The sequence below is a fragment of the Corallococcus sp. Z5C101001 genome (assembly GCF_007352635.1).
Lineage (GTDB): Bacteria > Myxococcota > Myxococcia > Myxococcales > Myxococcaceae > Corallococcus > Corallococcus silvisoli.
In genome coordinates, this window is sequence record NZ_VKLU01000001.1 from 1,261,751 (window position 1) to 1,281,511 (window position 19,761).

A 19,761-nucleotide genomic window follows, 5' to 3' on the forward strand; every position below is an offset into this window, starting at 1 on the left:
GAAGCCCGCGCAGTCGTCACCGGGCTGAAGAATTTCACTGGAAAATGACAAGCGCCCGACCCCGAACAGGCTCACGCCGGGGTCTGAATCCAGCTCAAAATAATATTCTAGTATTTCCGTGAATGCGGCTGTAGCCGGAAATGTTATGAATTGTGTCCTCGCCGGTTACAATCCTTGTCGGCCGAGGGTCCCTTTCTTCCAGCTCTCCTCTGAGCGGCCCCTCGGCCCTCGCGTGGCACCGTGAGTGCAGCAGAGGCGCTGCCACTCCATGACCGGGACCGGGGACATCCGTCTCCGGTTCCATCCCCGCATCGGAGGTCCCGTGAAACGTCTCGCATGGCCCTTCGTGCTGCTCACCGCGTTCTCGACCGCGGCCTTGGGCAGCACGAATCCGAAAGGCAGTCCTCCCAATCTCATCCAATCCGCCAACCGGGCAGCTGTCTTCACCCCCGTGGACGACCGGGGGCAGCCCATCGAAATCCTGCCCGTGGGTGACTCGCTCACCGTCGGCGCCCAGGGGCTGGAGCCCAACACCGTCTACGAGCTGCGCTTCGCGCTGGACGTGGAGCGCATCCCCACGCTGAAGGAGGCCGTCGGCTTCGCCCGCGCGACGACGGACGCCAAGGGCGTGCTCGCGCCGCACATCCTCTGGTTCCAGTCCGGTGTCGTGGGCTGCCCGGAGCGCGCGGCCCCGCCCGAGTCGCCATACCGCTTCACCAGCTTCGAGCGTGCCCGGGAGGCGCTCGACGGCCGCACGCTGCTCGTCACCGCGCAGGCCGTGGCGGCGGACAAGAGCGGTGAGATTCCGCCCATGAAGCTTCCCGTGGGTGAGCCGGTCGCCGCGTTCAACCTCCCCATCAAGGTGGGCTCCGCCCCGCGCGTCTACCCATCCACCGCCGACGGCTGTCTGCTCAACGCCCATGAGACGGGCCGGGGTGACCTGTACGTGACGGGCTCCGGCTTCCGGGGCAACGAGACCGTGGAGGTCTCCATCGTCCCCAACCAGCGCGCCTGGCGCGAGGGCGACGCCTTCGCGGACGTGTCGGGGGACGGCTTCTCCTCCGCCCCCAAGAAGGTCGTCACCGACGCCTCCGGTCGCTTCACGGTTCCCGCGTGGAGCGCCGCCTTCCAGCGCCGTGGCGTCTACGACATCATCGCGCGCCGTCCCCTGTTCAACCCGCCGGTGGGCCAGCTGAGCGCCAGCGACATCGTGTCCTACGGCATCGACACGGGCGTCGTGCTCTACCTCCTCTACCCGGTGGGCGGCCCCACGATGGACATCGCCGGCCGTCCCCTGAACAGCTTCCCCTACTTCGAGTTCGCCGACTCGTTCGCGGACACCTCCGACCCGGTGTGGGGCGCGGTGGATCCCACCTACATCCCCGCCGGCCACCCCGGCGGCACCTGGGCGGCGTACTACGTGGTGAACCACCGCAGCGTGCTGGGCTGGGCCCTGAACACCAACCTCGTGGACGTCTCTGGCGGCATTGAAATCCAGCAGGTGAAGGCGGGGTGCGTGAACGGCACCGACATCGTCATCTGGCATCCGCCGCTCGTGAAGGGGCAGTACGACGTCGTCGTGGACTTCGGCTCCACCGTGGCCACCTCGCCGGGCACCTACTCCACCGACGGCAACTACAACGACACCGTCGACTTCCTGGACGGCGCCAACCAGGTTGGCTTCCAGGTGGCGAAGGATCCGTACGACCTGGGCACGTACCCCATCGGCCAGGACAGCTACTCCGTCGACGACTACTTCCCCACCATGGGCGGCGCGTCCAACGTCGACCTGCGCGCCGTCGTGCGCTACCCGGCCGTCGCCCCGGGCGTGGGCACCGCCGTCGCCGCGGGCACCTTCCCGCTCTTCGTCATCCAGCACGGCAACCACCGCATCTGCTACAACTCACAGAACCACGCCGCCTGCACCAACCGCGTGCCCAATCATCAGGGCTACATGCGGCTGCTCGACACGCTGGCGAGCAACGGCATCATCGCGGTCTCCATCGACGCGTATGACCTGTCCGGTCCCGTGCCTCAGTGGATCCCCGAGCGCGGCCAGCTCATCCTGAAGCACCTGGAGCAATGGTCGCACCTCAACAACGCCGCCACCTACCCCAGCTACCCGAACTTCTTCTCCGGGCGCTTCAACGGCAAGGTGGACATGTCGAAGATCTCCGTGTCGGGCCACTCGCGCGGCGGTGAAGCGTCGGTGTCCGCGTACATGCAGAACACCGCGTTCAACATCGTCTCCGTGTCCTCCATCGCGCCGGTGGACGGGCAGCTCTACACGCTGCCCGCGGGCGTGCCCTACTTCGTCATCCTGCCCGCGGCGGACGGCGATGTGACGACGCTCTCCGGCGCGAAGATCTACGACCGGGCGCTGGGGACCAAGAGCTCCATCGACGTGTATGGCGCCAGCCACAACCTCTTCAACACGGTCTGGGCGGCGGACGGGGATGACTCCCCCAGCACGCGCAATGACTACATCACCGCGCCCAACCAGCAGCGCATTGGTGAGTCCTACCTGTCCGCGTTCGCTCGCATCTACCTGAAGAACGAGACGGTCTACGCGGACATGATGCGCGGCCAGCTCACGTTCCCGTCCACCGCGGGCTTCAAGATCTACGCGACGCACCACGAGAACTCACACACGCGGCTCAACAGCGGCTCCGCCACCGGCTTCACCCCGGCGGGTCCCATCACGCTGGCCACCACGAGCAACCCCGCGCCCCACAGCACCAGCGTCATGCGCGCCACCTGGACGGGCAACACCGCCACCGCGACGTTCACGGTCCCGGTGGCCCAGCGCGACACCACCGGTTACGAGGTGCTGTCCTTCCGGGTGGCCCAGACGACGTCCGCGTCCAACCCCGCCAGCGGCACCCAGGACTTCCGGGTGGAGCTGGCCACTGGAGCGACCGTCAAGGCCACCTCCGCCTCGCTGTTCGACGTCATCCCCAAGCCATACGTCCGGCCGGGCAACATCGTCCTGCACACGGTGCTCACCACCGTGCGCATCCCCCTGCATACCTTCATCATGAACGGCAACGGGGTGACGCTGACCAACATCGACACCGTGCGCCTGCGCTTCAACAGCCCTTCCACTGGAGACATCTATGTCGACGACGTCGAATTCTCCCGCTAGCCGTCTCTTCCTCGTGGCGGCGGCCTGCCTGGCGCTGACGGGCTGCGCGGAGGAGCGAAAGGGCGCCGCCGAGCCCCCCGCCACGGCTCCCACCGAAGCGCCGACCGCCCAGTCCCCCGCGCCCATCCGCGCGGAGCCCACCTCGCCGGACGCGGCCCGTCCGGTGGAGGTGCTCCGGGTGTCCGCGCGCAAGGTGCGAGGGGACGCGGAGCTGACCCGGATGGCCGGGCCGGCCCTGCTCGCCCGCGCGGTGGATCCGATCGCCATCGAGGTGCAGACCCAAGAGCCCCTGGGCTCGCTGGAGCGCTCGTCCTCGCCGGAGATCTACCTCGACGGCGAGCGCGTCGGAGACACCTGGGCGGTGCCGCCCGACCGCCTCTTCGTCTTCCTGCCGGACGCCACGTCGCTCAAGGACGCGAGCGAGGTGACGGTGGCCTGGCTGGGCAACGAGACCCAGACGCGCTCCACCCGTCCGGCCAAGCTGACTCGCCAGATGCTGCCCTGATCCTGGGGCAGTGCTGAATCCGGGCGCGGGCGCTCCCCTCATGGGGGAGGGCCCGCGCCTTTTTCATGCCCGACCTCCAGGCCAGACGGTCGGAGGGTCACGACTTCTGGCGTCCATGGACGCTGAATGACGCGAAGGCCCACCAGGTCCCGCGCGCTCCCTGAGCGGCGAGCGCCTCTGGGCGCGCGACCCGGGGGACTCCTGGGTCTACGCGCTTCGCAAGCCACGCTACCCATCAGGTCTCAAGCCTATTCAGCGCATCCATGACGGCACGGATACTTCTATCCCTCCAACCCTCGCCTTACAGTCGTGCCGGAAAGTTCAACTCCCAATTTCAAACGACTCGCGGCTGGGACTCCAGGGAGAGGGTGCAACGTGGGGAAATTGTGGCTGGCAGTAGCTGCTCCGCAACGGCCGAACCAGGGTGTCAAAGAGTGTGAGGTGGTGAAGCTGGGGAACGCTGACTTCGTCAAGGTGAAGAACGAACAGCTGTACTTCTACGACCAGCATCTGCGCACCGGGACCCTGGATGAGCGACGCCGCCGAAAGGTATGGGTAGACGATACCGATGCGCTCCTCATGCCTGTCGATGAGGATGGCTTCCTTGAGTTCTACGAGAGGTACCGGGGTGGGGCCACCTTCTCAAGAGGGATTTGCGCGACGCATTGGGGTTGGGATGATCTGTTCAAGCGCGGAAGTCTGGTGTCGGCCGGGCAGAACCCGAAACCGAACTGGACGAATTGTAATGGTCCGGATGTGGCTGAAACACGCTGGCTGCCCGCCTATCCGTTCGAGGAGTTCACGGGCGCAGCCATGATCGCCTTGGGTAACCTGGACGAATGGACCGCGAGTCTGGCTTCTTCAACGGAAGTCCCCGTGGGAGTCGTCGCGACAATCCGAGCCTCCGCGACGAATGGACCGGCCGTGTGCTGGGGGACCGCCGGCGAGATCCAGGTCGACGGGCCTCTGGCGTGGGGGAACTTCACGCTGACCGCCATCTGGTTGGGGCCAGGAGGTATCTACCGCTCGAAGCTGAGCAATTACAGCAAGCTGTGGCCGCACCGACCGTACAAGCCTTCAAAGGAGGCGTTCATCAAGTGGAAGAGTGCGCTCGATGAATGGTCCGAGGACCAGTCCTCGGAACCGGAGCTCACGAAAATCGCCTGAGTTCCATCCTCATTCACGGCTCGGCTGATTGAGTCGGGTTCCAGGGAGAGCCGAGGAGGCTGAGCACCGCTTGGGGCCGGACGCGGTAACAGGCGAGCCCCGAGCGCGGTGCGTGGCGCTGTTCGGTCATCTCGTCAAAGAGGACGTTGGGCGTGGCACGCTGGCGCAGGGGCCTCAGCGCGGTTCCTGGGCGAACTGCTCACGATAGCGCCCCTGGAGTGTCTTCAGCGCCTCCGCCATCCCCACGGCGCGGTACTGCTCCGCCAGGAGTTGCCACGCCTGCCTGTGCAAGGGCTCCAGCGCTACGACACGCTCCAGGTGGGTACGCGCCTCCTCGCGGGGACCCGACGCGGAGGTCAGCCATCCCAGGATGAAGTGCGCCTGCACCGCCTCCTCGTGCGCGGCCACGGCCTGCCGACACGCCGCCTTCGCGGGCCCCGGCCTGCCAGCGCGCATGTGGCTTTCGCAGTCCAACACGTGCAGCACCGCCGCGCGCGGGAACTCCCGCCTCAGCCAGGTGAGTCGTGCCTGCGCCTTCGTCGACGGCCCCTTATCGAGGGAATCCTCGATGTCCTTCGCCGCGCGGATGAACTCTCCCTCCCGCTCCACCGCGACACCGCTCACGGAGACATCCACCGGCAGCGCCTTCCAGCGTCGAGCCTGCCGAGCCCAGGTCCGCAGAGGCCCGGTCCGAGAGTCATTGCCCGCCTTCTGGGTGGCCTGCTCCGCCCACGTGACGGAGGAGGTCTGCTGGAAGAAGGCCGCGAGGTCTCCCCAGACTTCCGGCGGTGTTCCAGGGTTCGCTTCCATCCGTTGGCGCGCCCGCATGAGCTGGCCTTGCGCCTCCAGGTGCTGCCCCTGTTGGAGGGCCAGGGTCGCGAGCTGGAACAAGGGGGCGGGCTCGGAGGGGAATTTCTCCGCGACGGCCTCGCACTTCTCCCGGGTCGCCGGCAGCTTGGGGGCGACACGCGTGTCCAGGTGGCAGGCCAGCCCCTGGACGAGGAAGTCCTCCGGGTAGCGCCGCGCGAGGGGCTCCATCTGCTGGGCGGCGACCTCCACGCGTCCCTCCTTCTCGAGTGCGAGGAGCGCGTCGAGCCGGCGCCGGTCCTCCGGAGGCAGGGGGGCCTGGGGCTGGCGAGCGACCAGCGGCGCCTTGCTCTCGCGGACCTTCGCCAGCCATTCAAAGGCGGCGCGGTCACACCAGCGGATGCACATCGCCCGACAAAGCCACCCATAGCTGCATGAACTTCGTGTCGCTGCTGTTGGGCTCCCGCCGGTTGTAGGCGACGGCAATCCACGTATCAGGCACGATGCGGGTCGCCAGCTCCGCCGCGACCCGCCAGCACACGTGCCAGCACTCTGATGCGTTTGGAGTGCGCCGCGCGGCGAGCGTGTGCTCGTCGCACCACGGCTCGAGCTCAAGCTTGAGCACATGGTGCGTGAGGAACCCATCCGCGGAGTCTTCGGATCCGACGATGGCGCAGTGTCGCACCCGTGCCCAGCATGTCACCAAGTTCTTGAGGAGCGCGTCGTGAGCGCGCTGTTTGGCTGAGAGTTCACGTTGCTCCCTCCAATAAAAGGCCACCAATCCCGCCACCACGAGCATCGAGAGAATCACCACCGCCGCACTGGTGGCGGAATCCCCCCGGTCGGTCTTCCAGAGCACGGCGCCGACGCAGCCGGGCCCGCCCAAAACGGACAACGCGATGCAGATGAGCAGGAACGTGTGTCCCTTGGGGGCGGGCGGAGGCCTGACCAGCGCGGGTGCTGGCCATGGCGGTGGCGCCCCGGGAGGCAGGTGCTCCGGCGCGGGCGACAGTGGCAACAGGTGCATGTGCGCACTCGAGCTTGGCCATTATCGGGTGTCAAGGTGCGGGTCGTGGCCCGGGGCCTCCCCGCGCAGGCGCGCGGTCTCGATGAGGGAGAAGAAGAGCGCGCCACCCCGGTACATCCGCTCCGCGACGCGCCTTGCGCCACTCGTACAGCCTCGGACCCGATACGCCCAACCGCTGGGCTGCGCGCGGCCCGGACGGAGGTGATGCCGAATCGCTCTTCCAGGGACAGGGACCTGGCGCGTGGGCCTTGTCGTGCGTGGTGCCTCCTCCTCCGTTGCACGGTGCCCCTCCGCTACACACTGAACGGTGTGGAGGTCGAGGACTTCGAAGGCGCCTTCTACTTCTCAACGAGGGATGCGTCGTGGACGTCCCCGCTCGTGTTCAAGGCGGCAAGGCTTGCGCCGGTGTCGCGCGAAGTGACGGCAGGCAAGGGGGAAGACGTGGACCTCGCAGCGGTGGTCGCCGTCCGGGGAGGGGGGAAAGGACGAGTCACCCACGGCGGGACAGGGGCCGCCGTCGCCGGCGCGCTGGTGCAGGCGGATGACGTTCCCGACACCGCCGAGGGGTGGACGGAGTGGGTGGACACGTCCGCGACAGAGGGTGGGGTGGGTACCGCCGTGGACGGGACCTGCACCCTGCCGAGTGTGGGGCCACGGTGCAGGGCACGCTGAGCGGCGGCGTGCACACCTGCTTGCCGCGGAGGGTCCTGTCCCGCGAGAGGGAACCCTTCGCGGATGGCATCTCCCTGGAGAGGGAGCATGTCTCCCGTTCCGACCTTCACGCTGCCACCGATGAAGTCTCAGTCGAATCCTTGGGTGCCAAGGTGGCTCCATTCGAAGTCGAGCCTCGGACTGTCACGCTCCCACCGGGAGGGAAGGTGACGTTGGACTTCGTGAACAGGATGCGGGTGACGCTGTGCCTGCATGAGCCCATCGACCTGGAGTACATCGAGACGGCGTTGGTGCTGGGGAGGGTGCCCATGCCGAAGAGTGAAGCCGAACGGCTGAGCATCCTCCTGAATCCTCAGTTCTTCCCTGACGGTGACGAGCGCACCTGGGTTTTCAAATCCCTGAAGCGCGGGACCGATACCTTCTTCGTCTTCCAGTTCCACTCATGGAGTATGGGGGCTTACGGGTTCTGGCCAGCCGAATGTGGCCTTGACGCACCCGTGACGCAGCGACCGATTTTTGGGTAGGCACAGCCGTAGGCGTGGATGAGCGCGCGTGCGTCCACCGCTCACAGGATGATGGAGCGGCGGCGTGTCTGCTTCTCGAGAGGCTTCACCGTCTTGCAGTTGTAGTTGATGATGGTGCCCTTGCTTGTGGACACGGTCGAGGAAAACGCGCTCACGCCGTTTCGGGCGAAACTCCTTTCAAATGCCAGCTTCACGTTGAGCAACCCCGCGAGTTCGGGAGCCAGCTTCCAGTATTTGAAGACGAAGCCATGGCTGCCCAGGAACGACACCGCGGACTGCGGCAGAGTCGTGTTGTAGGCATCCAGGTACAGCGTGCACATCTTGCAGCACAGCTTGGAGACTCCCAGATAGCGCGAGCACCAAGTCGATCCGTTCTCCACCGTGTAGTCGAGGAGCTTGATCTCGGCGTGCGAGTCCCAGTCAATCTCCCAGACAACGGGCTGGACATCGTCCTTGAGCGCGTCGCGAATCAGCCTCGCCTCCCCCACGTTGGAACTCCCGTAGATGGTGCCAAGGTCCTTCGCCGTAACGGCTTCCCAGAGACGCCAGAGAGATTGAGCAACCCGCGCGTGGTATTCCTTGGCGTCGGAGACCTTGAAGTGCTGCGCCACCGTGTAGTTGCGTGGGGAATTCGCGCTCCACGTCCCTTCGTTTTCCAGGCTGCCGTCATTGTCGCTATAGCGCACGGACCATCGGATGGACCCGCTAGGATGGATGGATAGGGCGCAGGCCGTCAGTCGGTGATTCGACGAGACGACGAGCGTGGGGCGCCAGTTCACGGCGAGGAGTCCCACGGCGCAGACGTTGTCGGCCAGCGGGTAGAGGCTCTCGAAAATGATCGCCACGTCATCCAGCAAGCCATGGACTCGAGGCGTGACAGGAACTGTCGCCCTGGCGAGGGACTCCTGGGCGCGCTGCTCCTCTTCGAAGGCCCAGCGGCCCTCGCATTCCAGCAGATGATCCAGGCGGTCCCCAGGTCCTCCCGAAAGCACCATTCCACAGAATTCACATTCCATTTCGTGCTCCGTAGTGAGGCGTCACGGACCGAGGTCCGTCCAACGCGGACGATGGGCCACCTGGGGTGGCAACCGCTGACTAGCAAGTGCCGAGCCGCAACAGGCGTCGGCCGTGGCGCGTGCTGCTGAACTCACGGGAGTGAAGTCGCGCGGTGCAGGCCGCGAGCGACTTGCGTCCTGGACGGAAGCAAGTGCGTTCCCGGATGACGTGCGCCGTGGCTACCGCCGCTCCAGCCCGAAGCACAACAGCCACCGATACTGTTCCGATGTCACGCTGTTCGCGTTGACGCGACCATTCGTCAATCCTACAGTCAGTACACGTGTGCCTGACTGAGCTACGAAGACATGGGTGGCCGTTGGCGGTTCTCCTTCTGACCGCATGTGGCAAATCGGCACCCTCGAACTCCATTCCGGCGGTGGCCACGGTGACGCACCTCACGGGCAGCAAGTGTTCCTGGTTCCCAGATGCCGGGGACCTGTGTCCGACGCTGACCCTGCGCGTGTACCCAAAGGGGGGGACGCCATACGAAGCGACCTCCGAGGCGCGCATTCCGCAGGTTGCTGCATCCCGTGTCCAGCCTGGGGCGTGGCTCAAGGTGCTGGTGGACCCGGCCGCGGCCTCGCGCGTATTCGTCGATGTGCCCTCGTTCTCCGCCCCTCCGCCAAACCCTGTTCCCGACGCGGATGCCCACTGACGTAGGTGCGGTTTCACCGGCGTGATGAGCACTGCGGTGGTGTTGATTCGCTCCAAGGAACCCCAATGAGTTGGCGCCTCCTTTCCTTCGCAGGAAGGGCGGCGTGGGCTTGGCGCCATCGTCCCGCCCACGCAAGGTTGGTGTGACATCCCCGCAACGACTTGCAGCGCTGCCGTAAGTGGAATCCACGATAGGAATTGACTGGCTGCAATTCGGCATTAAGTGGTAATTAGTGCACCATCCGTGAGCGGGGTGCACATGTCAGTGAATAAAAACCTTTCCAGTCGCATTGCCTTCATCGTTTCCCTGCTCATCGTCAGCGTGGCGTGGAGTGAGGCCAGGGCAGCGGGTTGGTCGCCTGCGGCGCCAATGTCGGGTCCCCGGTCGCTGCACAGCGCGACCCGGCTGGCGAATGGCAATGTGCTGGTGGCGGGCGGCTTCTACATCACGACGGGCTGGAACTACCCGACCGCCGCCGAGCAGTACAACCCCTCGACCAACACGTGGACATCGGCCGGCACCCTGCTTCGTGGACGCCGGGCCCATACCGCCACCCTGTTGCAGGACGGGAGGGTGCTCGTCACGGGAGGAGAGGGCACCACGAGCACCCTGGCCCAGGCCGAGCTGTACAACCCGGCGACCAACTCGTGGACGGAAGTGGCCTCCATGATCAGCCCGCGCGCCTTCCATACGGCGGTCCGGCTGCAGAACGGGAAGGTGCTGGTGGCGGGGGGCGCTCCCGTCAATTCGGCGACGAACGCGGCCGAGCTGTACGACCCGGCGACCAACACCTGGACGGCCGTGCCTTCCATGAGCATCGCCCGCAAGCAGCACGGCGCGGCCGTGCTGGGGGATGGAAGGGTGCTGGTGGCGGGGGGCTACAGCAGCACGACCCCCTTCTGGTCCAGTGCCGAGGTGTACAACCCGGCGACGAACTCCTGGTCGCTCGTGGGCTCCATGAGCACGGCCCGAGTGCTGTTCCCCCTGGTGGTCCTCCCCAGCGGGAAGGTGCTGGCGGTGGGGGGAAACAGCGGAGATGGCCTGCCGCCCAGTGTGGACGCATTCGACCCTACGACGAACACCTGGGCCCCGGTGGCGCCCATGGGAATCGGTCGCTACGTGCACACCGCGACCGTGCTCGCGAACGGTCAGGTCCTGGCGGCGGGGGCCTATGGCCGGGACAGCGCCGAACTCTACGCACCGGCGACCAACACCTGGACGAGCGCCGGCGTGATGAGCAGCATCCGCGGTGAGCACACCGCGACCCTGCTCACCAATGGAAAGGTCCTGGTGACGGGCGGAACCAGTGGCAGCGGCCATCTCGCGACGGCCGACCTGTATTCGCCCGACGTGGGGAGCGATCTGGGGAGCGGCCTGGGCTTGGGGCTGGTGCAGGCGGACACGTGCTCCGCCACCAACGATTCCACTCCCGCGTGCAGCGCCGGCAGCGCCGCGCCGGACCGGAGCTTCACCTGGACGGCGCCCTCGTCCGGCACCTTCACCGTGTCGACGATGGGCTCCTCCTTCGACACCGTGCTGTCCCTCTTCGACGCGAACAGCGGCGCGGCGCTCGGGTGCAACGACGACGCGAACGCCAGCACGTTCCAGTCGTCCGTCACCGTGACGCTCACGGCGGGACAGCGGCTTCGCATCGTCGTGGATGGCTACCGGACGCGGTGCGGAAGCTTCACGCTCAACATCCAGTAGTCGCGGTCAGCCAGGGCGGGGCGCCTCCGGAGAAGACGGGGGCGCGGTGGATTTGTGTCTGTTCATACCCAGCATGGAGGCTTGCCATGAATCTGAGACGTCTGTGCAGCATCTTGGTCGTGCCCGCGATGCTTGCGACTGGCTGTGGAGCGCTGGAGGACTCGAAGGCCGTGGGCGATGAGACGCGGGAGGCTCACGCGGACCTCGCCACGTCGGCCGTCTTCTCGGGCACGGTGCGCAACTCGGCGGGCGCCGTGCAGGCGGGCGTCACGGTGGTCATCAACGGAATCTCCCGGACCACGGATACCACCGGCCGGTACTTCATGTCCGTCGTGGCGTCGGCCAATGGCTACGTCCTCACCTTCCGGAAGAACGGACTGGCCTCGGCGGCCGAGTTCTATTCGGCGGGCAAGACGAACCTCAATCACACCCTGGAGACGGGCTTCGTGCAGACCGTCAGCCCGACGGTGGACAGCACGGTGACCACGCCCAGCGGCGTGAAGGTGAACCTGAAGGCGAACACGCTCGTCAACGCCAGCGGCGTGCCGGCCACGGGCCCGGTCAGCATCACCGTCGCGAGCTATGACCCGATGCGCATGCCGGGCGACTTCACGGCGGTGAACTCCAGCGGGCGGCAGGTCGCGCTCGAGTCCGTGGGCGCCATTTTCGTGGGCGCCACGGATGCCAGCGGCGCGGCCCTCAACCTGGCGACGGGGGCCACCGCGACGGGCTTCATCCCCGTGCCCACGCAGGTGGGCAGCATGCCGGCGTGTGTCTCCGACGGCACCTGTCGACTCGCGATGTGGAAGTTCAACGAGACGACGGGCAAGTGGGAGGAGAAGTCCGCCAGCATGCAGGTCGGCCCCACGGGCACCACCTTCACCATGCAGGGCACGAGCAGCATCTCCGGCGCCGTCCCCATCAGCGTAGGCGGGCTGGGCATGTGGAACGCGGACATCGAGAAGCTCGAGCCCGCCTGCACCATCATCGAGCTCGTGGGTTTCCCGGAGACCTGCTTCGGCACGGCGGGCGCCGTCCAGTTCAACCTGAAGCTGCCCAACGCGGCGGGCACGCTCATGCCGCGCACCGATACGCTGTCCCTGGCGTCGCCCTTCATCGTGCTCTACAACATCCGCGCGAACGCCTTGCAGGAGGTGGGAATCACGTTCCCGGCCGGCGCTCCCACGGGCTGCGCGAAGAACCTGGACATCGCCTCCACGCCCGCCGCCGCGGCCGGCTACCCGTTGTACACCACGACGGGCGGAGTCACCCGGTTCAACTCGGGCGCTCCGTGGGGAGGCACCGGCTACCCGAAGGACCCGGGCGGCAACATGGTCGACATCGAGGACGTGGCCCTGGGCACGCACCCCTGCAAGTCGTCCGTGCAGTTCAAGACAGAGCTGTAGTCGTGTCCGAGCGGCCTGTCCCCTGAAGTCCCGAGCGGGACAGGCCGCTCGTCGCTCGGCGTCGGCGTCTGTGGTTACCGGATACTCGGGGCCGGCGAGAAGAGTGTGCCAGCGAATCATCATGCGCATCGCTCACGTCATGACGCGCGTTTTGACGCAGCTTTGATGCACTCATGACGCAGCGACCGAATTTGGGGTGGGTAAAGGTGGGGGCAGGTTGCGTGCTTCGACGCGCGCGCAGGTGAAGGGACGAAGCTCTGCCCAGGCGGCTTCGTGGCCCATGGCGGACGGTCTGGCTCGCGTCCACGGCCGCCGCGGGTGGCCGTTGGGCCCGCTGGGCGGCTTGGCTCCGCCCGCCACTTTCGCTTCCACTGCCACCGGAGGACGGGGCTTGGAGTGGGGCGAGGGGCAGGTCTGGTTTCTGCGCGCAGTGCGCAGCAGATCCGGGTGATGGATTGGATGGTGTCGAGTTTCCGCGCGCCGATACCCACCGGGGATGGGGCATTGCGTCGATGGCTCGGGTTGCTGCGCGCTGGGCGCGTTTTTCGTAGAATCCCACGCCATGGGCCTCCTTACTTTCGGTCTCAATGTGACTTTGGACGGGTGCATCGATCACACCCAGGGGATCGCGGACGACGAGCTGCACGACTATTGGAGGCAGCTCATGGAGCAGAACGGGGCGATGCTCTTCGGGCGTAACACCTACGAGCTGATGGAGGGAGCCTGGCCCGCGGTGGCACGCGACGAAAAGGCGCCGCGCGCGATGCGCGAGTGGGCACAGAAGCTCGAGGCGAAGGCGAAGTACGTCGTGTCGGGCTCGCGGAGCGACTTTCCGTGGCAGAACACGATCAGGATCAAGGTGGAGGGTGACCTTCGCGAGGCGATCTCAGCGCTGAAAGCGAAGACCGAGCGGGGTGTTCTCGTCGGAGCGCCCAAGCTCTCGGTTGCGCTCGAGGAGTTGGGGCTCATCGACGAGTACCGCATCGTTGTCCATCCCATCATCAGTGGCCGCGGGCCGACGTTGTTTCATGGCCTGTCGAGTGCGCGGCATCTCGAACTCCTCTCGACGCAGCGGTTCAAGTCCGGCGTGCAGGCGCTCCACTTCCGTCGCAAAGCGGGATGAGCGTGGAAGGACCCGAGCGCATCACCGGCGGCTGCCTGTGCGGCGGCGTCCGGGACGGCCGTGCCGCGTCGGCGTGTGCCACTGCGTCGACTGCCGCGAGCACCTTGGAAGCCCCCCGCGTCACGTCTGAATGGGCGTGGCGCACGATCCGCACCCCGGCGCGTATGAGAAGCGCATCGGCCACCGCACCACGGACGAACTGGTGGTGAGGCTGGACACGACGCTGCCCCTGCACCCGACGGCCGCGGCGCTCGCCTTCAAGGACCCGAACGACCCGAGCAGCTTCATCCCGTAGCCGCGCTCCGTGAATTTCCGGGCGCACCGCGCGTCGAGGGGACGCTTCCCCCTTTTCCGGAAGGTCCCTCGCATGCCCCAGCGCTTTCCCTCAGGCTTCGCCCTTGGCCTCCTGCTCCTTGTCGCCTGCGGCGGCCAGGAGCGTGAGGTCGGCATCTACCGCTTGGAGCTCGTCAAGGAGTCGGACACGTGCACGCCGCAGCGCTCGGGGCCCGAGGTGCACACCGTGGGGCTCTCCCGGCGGGACAACGGCGACTACTTCGTGAGCGTCCCTGAGTTCGGCGAACAGCCGGGGCTCTTCCTGCCGATGCGAGGCCTGCCCGTACCCGCCAGGGGCCCCGCCCGCTGGACGCAGGGGATGCCTGAAGACGTCTGCGACAACACCCGGCGCGAGGTCTCCCTGGAGAGGGTGGGCGACAGCGAGCCCTTGGAGTTCCGCTACCAGGAGCAGTACCTGGGCGTCTCGGGCTGCCAGCCGGGGAGCCGGGACATCTTCTTTTCCACGCCGTCCAGCGACTGTGAGGCGTCCTTCCTCCTGCGCTACCACCTCGTGGAGACCTGCGACGAGGGGTGCGGCTACTCGTACTTGAGCGACGCCTCGCACAGTGGGACATGGGAGGCCGTCTGTGATTGCAGCGCCGGCGCCAGCGAGGGCGGGGATTGAGCTGAGGCTCCACCGCGTCCGGCTGTCAAAAAGCCACCTCGCCACTGAAACGCACGCCCCGCGGCGGCGCGTGTGCGCCGCCCGATGAGAGGCCCTACTCCTACAGCTGTAGTTCGGAAGACCCCTCAGTACTCTGTCCAGGAAGTGCGAGTGCCTCTGGTCGCGCTGCTGCGGCGCATGGCGGCCTCACTTCCTCATGTCCTTGCGTGGAGTTGTTGGCGACGCCACCAGCAGGCCGTGGCCATGCAGTGCCACTCCCGGGCCCGAAAGGCGCGGTTCAAACTGCAACCGTAGGAGTAGGCCCGCCCGTCCGCTCGCGACGCCCGCTGGCGCGAAGTGCAAGTACATTGGCGCGGCCTGCGAGTGCCTCGAGGCGGCCACCGCCGTAACTCTTCGTGGAACACAAACACGGAGTCACGGCATGCAATCCATCACGTTCCGAAGTGGTCCCTACACCCTGGCCGGCAACCTTCATCTCCCTGGCAACTTCACCGAGAGCCGCAAATACCCGGCGATTGTCGCCGTCCACCCGGCAGGCGGCGTCAAGGAGCAGGTCGCGAGACTCTACGCCAGCAAGCTGGCGCTGGAGGGCTTCGTCGCCCTCACCTACGACGCGTCCTTCCAGGGTGAGAGCAGCGGCGAGCCCCGCTACATCGAGGACCCGTCCGCGCGTGTCGAGGACATCCTCGCCGCCGTGGACCATTTGACGACGTTGCCCTTCGTCCAATCCGAGCATCTGGGCGTCCTCGGCATCTGCGCGGGTGGGGGGTACGCCATCAACGCGGCCATGATGGACTCGCGGCTGAAGGCCGTGGGCGGGGTGAGCGCGGTCAACATCGGCGCGTCGGTTCGCCTGGGCTGGGCCGGCACCACGTCCCCCGCGCAGGCTCTGGGGCTTCGCGACGCCGGCTCCACGCGGCGCACCGCCGAGCACCGCGGCGAGGACATCGCCTACATGCCTCTCGCGCCAGCGAGCCCCGACCCCCCTGGAGCTCAGTGAGATTTCGTACCTCCTGGGCTACGAGGACGCGAACTCCTTCTTCCGGGCCTTCCACCATTGGGAAGGGGTCTCTCCTGGCCAGTGGCGCGTGGTGCAGGTGCGGGCCTGAGCCACCCCCGCCCACGATTGCGCGAGCCAGACAAGGCCGCGGGCCTCCTGGCGGCCCGCGGCGCCAAGGGGTGCGTTCACCGCTTGAGACCACCGGGCTACTCCCTCTTGCTCGTTGAACCTCTTCGCGCGAACAGGGCTTGCCGGTCAGTTCACGAGGAAGTCGGCCAGCGAAGCCACGTCTGATGCGCAGTGGCCGCCATAGAGCGGGTGCCACTCGGTCCTGACGCCACGCTGACGGGCAATGTGGGCGAGGCGCTCGGTGCCTTCGTAGTTTCCGTAGGCATCGTAGAGGCCGCAGGAGAGATAGAGCTCCGGATAGTCAGGCCCCGCCTGTGCGGCCAGATGCAGGGGCGAGATCCGGCGCCATTCGGCTTCGTCGGCCACGTACTTGCGCGCCATCAGCCAGACTCCGAACACGATCTTGGGGTCGGCCCCGGTGCGCTCCATCCAGGCCCTGATTGTGTCAAAGGAGGAGAACGGGGTGTCGGCGTAGACGCCCGGACAAAGCGCCGCGACCTTCGCGAACTGCGCCGGATGGGTAAGGCCCGCGACAAGGACATTGAGCCCGCCCATCGATTCCCCCAGCAGCATTCGCCGCCGAGGGCGTCCCACCTTGGCCTCAATCGCAGGCAGACGTGCCATGAAATCAACGAGCAGGCCGCTGTCCTCCTGCTTGCCCTTCGGAGTCAGGAGCCACGTCGAGCCGTAGGAGATGGTGATGACCGTGGGCGGCAAGGCTCCGGAGGCGTGCCATTGTTCCTGAAGCATGCCGGTGAAGTATGTGTCGTCGTTCCAGCTCGTTTCGTCGAGGTTGCGCCCGTGGTGATGATAGACGATATCACCGTTGGTGCCCCCAGCGGCCTCGTTGATGCAGTAACGCAGGGGGCCTTGCGCGTCGCACCGCTGACTCGCGGGCTTGAACGAAGCCCTTTGGTCGCCGCGGCGGCGCGAGATCTCCGTCCAGATGAACCAGAGCACGATTGCAAGCAGTACGACGGGCAGCAGGTATCGAACCCGCCGCCCAGGGCGAGGCATTGTCATGGCTGGGTATCCGTTCAGGGGGGCCATTCCTGCCGATGAGGACGGCCTTGCGAAGGTCGGCTAGGCGAGAGCGATTTTCGAATGGATGTCGCGCGACGCCTGCGGATCATCGGGCGGGACGGTTTCTGAGCCGACCCGCGAACGCACCGGCCTCGGCAGGGCCGAAAGGCTCAGGACATAGCCGAGGATCGCGCTGCCCCCGTAGCCTACGACCGGTGTCGGGTAATTGCCGAACGCGGCGGCAATCGTCGCCGCGAGCCAGGCGGACCCGAAGGCGAAGTAGGTTGCGCGGCTGTCCTTGTCACAAGACCACCCGATAATCGCGGGGACGAGCAGCATGGCCAGACCGGCCACGACGGCCAGCCCGGCAAGGGCATGGACCGCGAAGGACGAAAAGAGGAGCTGGTCGACGAAGGGAGCGGCTGGAACCGCATCGGGGCGCAGCAATGTCACCACGAACGCCAAGAGGCTGGCAGTGAAGGCCATGGACGTCGGCCGGTCCGCGCGGGTCGCCGTAACGGCAGCCAGCGCCGTTGTCATCATGGCCGCCATCGCACGATCGGGCTGTAGCGTCATGGCCAAAGCGGCAACAACCATCCCGATCGTCGCGAGCGGGGTGCGCGTCCGGGAGAATCCGACGAGCATGAGTGGCAGGAGGACAAAGCTCGGTTGCACGAACACGCCTCCGAACCCGATCCAGCGAGCTGTCCCTTCAATGCGGAGGCCGAGGATCGCGGTGGCGAGCAGCAGGAGGGAGAGGCTGAAAATCAGAGCTCCGGACAAGCGCCCGCCCGCCCCCGGGATGCGGCTGACGAGGGCCCGCAGGACAAGACCGATGACGAGTGAGCCAGCATTGACGCCGAGGTAGCCAACAGGCGCGCCGGCAAGCGTCATGTAGACGAGCCCCATCGCGACCGCGCCGACCGCGCAGAGCGCACCGACGGTACGCGGGCTGTGCAACGCGCCGAAGCCACTGTTCGCTCCTGCTCGCGACGCGTGGACCGCGGCTCCAAACAGCGAGATGAAGGGCTGCAGCAGGAGGACGCCGATGGCACGTGGTGCCAGTCCGCAGACGCTCTCAAGCGCGAACAACAGGGCCTTGGTGTCCTCCGGGATTTCCGCGATCTCATAGCGGATGGCCAGCCCCCAGTCGCGCAGCCGCGGTGGCAGGATGGACTCCAGTGCGCGGCACAGCAGGTTCGCCACGCGTCGTTGGACCCGGACGCTCATGTCGTTGCCTCGCGAAGGCCGGGGCGAGCCGCCACCTTGCCGTCCGGCGGATTGGCGTGCGCGAGCTGGACTCCGGCCTTGGTCAGGCGATAGGCGTGCCTTGGTGGCCGCCCGCCCTCCGCCGGCTGTTGCCACTCAGCTTCGAGATAACCCTGGGCTTCGAGGCGGATCAGCAGCGGATAGAGCGTGCCCGACTTCACCTCTGCAAGACGACACAGCTCATACCCGTGCGACCAGCCCGCGCCGGCCTTGAGCAGAGCGGCAAGAACGGAGCGGGCGTGATTCGACAATGCGCGGGTTCGTGACATGGCTCCATAAATCTACCTATGTAGATTTAAAGTCAAGGCCTGCGGCAGCTGCTTCGCGGACATCGTCGTCAGAGCCCAGCGCTGCCCGGACGCCCTCGCCGTCCTGCTCATGGCTTGGCGAATGCCCTTGTCGGTCTTGGCCTGCCCCCTGCGGAAGGCCATCTCGGTGAGGTCCATGTCTCGCGCGACCTCCACGACGGACTTGCGCTCCTCCAGCACCACTTCCACCGAGACAACCCCGCTGACTCGCATCGAGCAGGACGAGGAGGCTGCATGCGTCGTTGCACCGCCCCGTCACTTCGGTGGCCTGGACGCGAGCGGGGGGGCTTGCACGGTGCTGGGCCTGCATCATCCTGCGCCGCATTCGCGTCACCGCAAGGCGACGGCCAGATAGTCGACGAACACCCGGACCCGCGCAGGCAAGTTGGCGCCGCCGACAAAGACGGCGTGGACGTTCTCGACGTCGCCCGGGTTGTAGTGCTCCAGCAGGGGAACCAGGCGGTTCGTGCGGAGCTCCTCCGCGACGCTGAAGGCGCCGACCCGCGTCACCCCCACTCCGGACGCAGCCAACTGGCCCAGCGTCTCTCCGTTATTGGCTTCGATGCAGCCCTTCACGGACAGACTGTATTCGTGTCCGTCGCGCACGAAGGGCCAGACCGCTTCGGCCCGGTGAAAATTGAAGTTGAGGCAGTTGTGGTGGTGCAGGTCCTCTGGGACTCTCGGTGTCCCGCGCCGGAGCAGATAGTCGGGTGATGCCACGATCACGCGCCGATTTTCGCCGAGCTTGCGCGCGGTCAAGCCGCTGTCCGCAAGCGGGCCGAAGCGAATGCCGACGTCCGCCTCTCCCGCTGGGATGTCGACCACCCTGTCCGTCAGGTTGATGTCCACCAGGATGTGCGGGTACCGCGCCGCGAAGTCGCCCAGCAGCGGGACCACGCACAGGCGCCCATGCGAGAGGGAGGCGCTCACCCTCAACCGCCCGCGCGGCGCGCCCCTGTCCGCGATGGCCTGCTCCGCGTCGTCCAGCTCCGTCAGGATGCGTCGCGCCGCGCCTAGATAGGCTTGCCCCTCGGGCGTCATGCTCAGGGCCCGGGTCGTGCGCAGCATCAGTCGTACCCCCAGACGCGCCTCGATGCGGTCGATGGTCCGGCTGACGGCTGATGGGCTCAGGTGCAGTTCACGCCCGGCCGCCGAGAAGCTGCCGGTCGCCGCCACGGCCGAGAAGACGGCCATCTCACGAGCCCGATCCGCGCCGCCTGGCTGCATCTTTGCGTTCATCTCAAGAGTCCTTGGCTTTGAAGGGCTCTAACGCGTCGGCA

The 19,761-nt window shown here is 66.8% G+C and carries 17 protein-coding genes; 10 read left to right on the forward strand and 7 right to left on the reverse strand.

Annotated elements, in window-relative coordinates:
- Nucleotides 1-322: 322 nt before the first annotated feature.
- The 3 genes from FOF48_RS05125 (at nucleotide 323) to FOF48_RS05135 (ending at nucleotide 4,817) form a co-directional block, all read left to right on the forward strand.
- Nucleotides 323-3,145 (forward strand): hypothetical protein, encoded by a 2,823-nt coding sequence (locus FOF48_RS05125; protein ID WP_143898978.1) that lies wholly within the window; start codon nucleotides 323-325, stop codon nucleotides 3,143-3,145.
- Nucleotides 3,117-3,650: a hypothetical protein gene (locus tag FOF48_RS05130; protein ID WP_143898979.1), complete on the forward strand. Its 534-nt coding sequence runs from the start codon at nucleotides 3,117-3,119 to the stop codon at nucleotides 3,648-3,650. The genes FOF48_RS05125 and FOF48_RS05130 overlap by 29 nt, the downstream gene beginning before the upstream one ends.
- 444 nt (nucleotides 3,651-4,094) lie before the next feature.
- On the forward strand, nucleotides 4,095-4,817 hold the full coding sequence (locus FOF48_RS05135) for a hypothetical protein (RefSeq protein WP_143898980.1): 723 nt from the start codon (nucleotides 4,095-4,097) through the stop codon (nucleotides 4,815-4,817).
- 174 nt (nucleotides 4,818-4,991) lie between these two features.
- Here FOF48_RS05135 and FOF48_RS05140 read toward each other — a convergent pair whose 3' ends face one another.
- Together FOF48_RS05140 and FOF48_RS05145 are read right to left on the reverse strand one after the other, a co-directional pair.
- On the reverse strand, nucleotides 4,992-6,032 hold the full coding sequence (locus FOF48_RS05140; RefSeq protein WP_143898981.1) for a hypothetical protein: 1,041 nt from the start codon (nucleotides 6,030-6,032) through the stop codon (nucleotides 4,992-4,994).
- Nucleotides 6,013-6,651 (reverse strand): hypothetical protein, encoded by a 639-nt coding sequence (locus FOF48_RS05145; RefSeq protein ID WP_143898982.1) that lies wholly within the window; start codon nucleotides 6,649-6,651, stop codon nucleotides 6,013-6,015. Before FOF48_RS05145 ends, FOF48_RS05140 begins: the two co-directional genes overlap by 20 nt.
- A 656-nt stretch (nucleotides 6,652-7,307) precedes the next feature.
- Here FOF48_RS05145 and FOF48_RS05155 point away from each other — a divergent pair.
- Nucleotides 7,308-7,847 (forward strand): hypothetical protein, encoded by a 540-nt coding sequence (locus FOF48_RS05155; protein ID WP_143898984.1) that lies wholly within the window; start codon nucleotides 7,308-7,310, stop codon nucleotides 7,845-7,847.
- A gap of 41 nt (nucleotides 7,848-7,888) precedes the next feature.
- Here FOF48_RS05155 and FOF48_RS05160 read toward each other — a convergent pair whose 3' ends face one another.
- Entirely contained in the window at nucleotides 7,889-8,842 is a 954-nt protein-coding gene (locus FOF48_RS05160) for a nucleic acid/nucleotide deaminase domain-containing protein (protein WP_161664081.1), read from the reverse strand.
- 1,085 nt (nucleotides 8,843-9,927) lie between these two features.
- On the opposite strand from FOF48_RS05160, the gene FOF48_RS05165 reads away from it, so the two are divergent.
- From FOF48_RS05165 to FOF48_RS05190, 6 genes are all read left to right on the forward strand, one after another.
- The gene (locus FOF48_RS05165) at nucleotides 9,928-11,265 is read left to right on the forward strand and encodes a kelch repeat-containing protein (protein ID WP_186001775.1); all 1,338 of its coding nucleotides are present in this window, start codon (nucleotides 9,928-9,930) and stop codon (nucleotides 11,263-11,265) included.
- A gap of 86 nt (nucleotides 11,266-11,351) precedes the next feature.
- Complete coding sequence (locus tag FOF48_RS05170; RefSeq protein ID WP_143898987.1) at nucleotides 11,352-12,671, forward strand: carboxypeptidase-like regulatory domain-containing protein; 1,320 nt, start codon at nucleotides 11,352-11,354, stop codon at nucleotides 12,669-12,671.
- Nucleotides 12,672-13,233: 562 nt separating this feature from the next.
- On the forward strand, nucleotides 13,234-13,794 hold the full coding sequence (locus tag FOF48_RS05175; protein ID WP_143898988.1) for a dihydrofolate reductase family protein: 561 nt from the start codon (nucleotides 13,234-13,236) through the stop codon (nucleotides 13,792-13,794).
- Between the two features lie 136 nt (nucleotides 13,795-13,930).
- Nucleotides 13,931-14,089, forward strand: a complete 159-nt coding sequence (locus FOF48_RS05180; protein ID WP_186001776.1) for a hypothetical protein — start codon at nucleotides 13,931-13,933, stop codon at nucleotides 14,087-14,089.
- Nucleotides 14,090-14,161: 72 nt separating this feature from the next.
- On the forward strand, nucleotides 14,162-14,752 hold the full coding sequence (locus FOF48_RS05185) for a hypothetical protein (RefSeq protein ID WP_143898989.1): 591 nt from the start codon (nucleotides 14,162-14,164) through the stop codon (nucleotides 14,750-14,752).
- 421 nt (nucleotides 14,753-15,173) lie between these two features.
- Entirely contained in the window at nucleotides 15,174-15,752 is a 579-nt protein-coding gene (locus FOF48_RS05190; RefSeq protein ID WP_221938214.1) for an alpha/beta hydrolase, read from the forward strand.
- A gap of 255 nt (nucleotides 15,753-16,007) precedes the next feature.
- Here FOF48_RS05190 and FOF48_RS05200 read toward each other — a convergent pair whose 3' ends face one another.
- The 4 genes from FOF48_RS05200 to FOF48_RS05215 form a co-directional block, all read right to left on the reverse strand.
- Nucleotides 16,008-16,841 (reverse strand): alpha/beta hydrolase-fold protein, encoded by an 834-nt coding sequence (locus tag FOF48_RS05200; protein WP_221938215.1) that lies wholly within the window; start codon nucleotides 16,839-16,841, stop codon nucleotides 16,008-16,010.
- Nucleotides 16,842-16,964: 123 nt separating this feature from the next.
- A complete protein-coding gene (locus tag FOF48_RS05205; protein ID WP_221938216.1) occupies nucleotides 16,965-18,110 on the reverse strand; it encodes a hypothetical protein in 1,146 nt (381 codons plus the stop codon).
- A 20-nt stretch (nucleotides 18,111-18,130) separates the two neighbouring features.
- A complete protein-coding gene (locus FOF48_RS05210; RefSeq protein ID WP_143898992.1) occupies nucleotides 18,131-18,442 on the reverse strand; it encodes a PadR family transcriptional regulator in 312 nt (103 codons plus the stop codon).
- A 369-nt stretch (nucleotides 18,443-18,811) separates the two neighbouring features.
- The gene (locus FOF48_RS05215; RefSeq protein WP_143898993.1) at nucleotides 18,812-19,720 is read right to left on the reverse strand and encodes a LysR family transcriptional regulator; all 909 of its coding nucleotides are present in this window, start codon (nucleotides 19,718-19,720) and stop codon (nucleotides 18,812-18,814) included.
- Between the last annotated feature and the right edge of the window lie 41 nt (nucleotides 19,721-19,761).

Bases quoted from the DNA above. Each gene is read 5' to 3' on its own strand.
- FOF48_RS05130 (WP_143898979.1), top strand. From the start codon at position 3,117: ATGTCGACGACGTCGAATTCTCCCGCTAGCCGTCTCTTCCTCGTGGCG.
- FOF48_RS05140 (WP_143898981.1), bottom strand. From the start codon at position 6,032: ATGTGCATCCGCTGGTGTGACCGCGCCGCCTTTGAATGGCTGGCGAAG.
- FOF48_RS05145 (WP_143898982.1), bottom strand. From the start codon at position 6,651: ATGCACCTGTTGCCACTGTCGCCCGCGCCGGAGCACCTGCCTCCCGGG.
- FOF48_RS05160 (WP_161664081.1), bottom strand. From the start codon at position 8,842: ATGGTGCTTTCGGGAGGACCTGGGGACCGCCTGGATCATCTGCTGGAA.
- FOF48_RS05165 (WP_186001775.1), top strand. From the start codon at position 9,928: ATGTCGGGTCCCCGGTCGCTGCACAGCGCGACCCGGCTGGCGAATGGC.
- FOF48_RS05170 (WP_143898987.1), top strand. From the start codon at position 11,352: ATGAATCTGAGACGTCTGTGCAGCATCTTGGTCGTGCCCGCGATGCTT.
- FOF48_RS05175 (WP_143898988.1), top strand. From the start codon at position 13,234: ATGGGCCTCCTTACTTTCGGTCTCAATGTGACTTTGGACGGGTGCATC.
- FOF48_RS05185 (WP_143898989.1), top strand. From the start codon at position 14,162: ATGCCCCAGCGCTTTCCCTCAGGCTTCGCCCTTGGCCTCCTGCTCCTT.
- FOF48_RS05190 (WP_221938214.1), top strand. From the start codon at position 15,174: ATGCAATCCATCACGTTCCGAAGTGGTCCCTACACCCTGGCCGGCAAC.
- FOF48_RS05210 (WP_143898992.1), bottom strand. From the start codon at position 18,442: ATGTCACGAACCCGCGCATTGTCGAATCACGCCCGCTCCGTTCTTGCC.
- FOF48_RS05215 (WP_143898993.1), bottom strand. From the start codon at position 19,720: ATGAACGCAAAGATGCAGCCAGGCGGCGCGGATCGGGCTCGTGAGATG.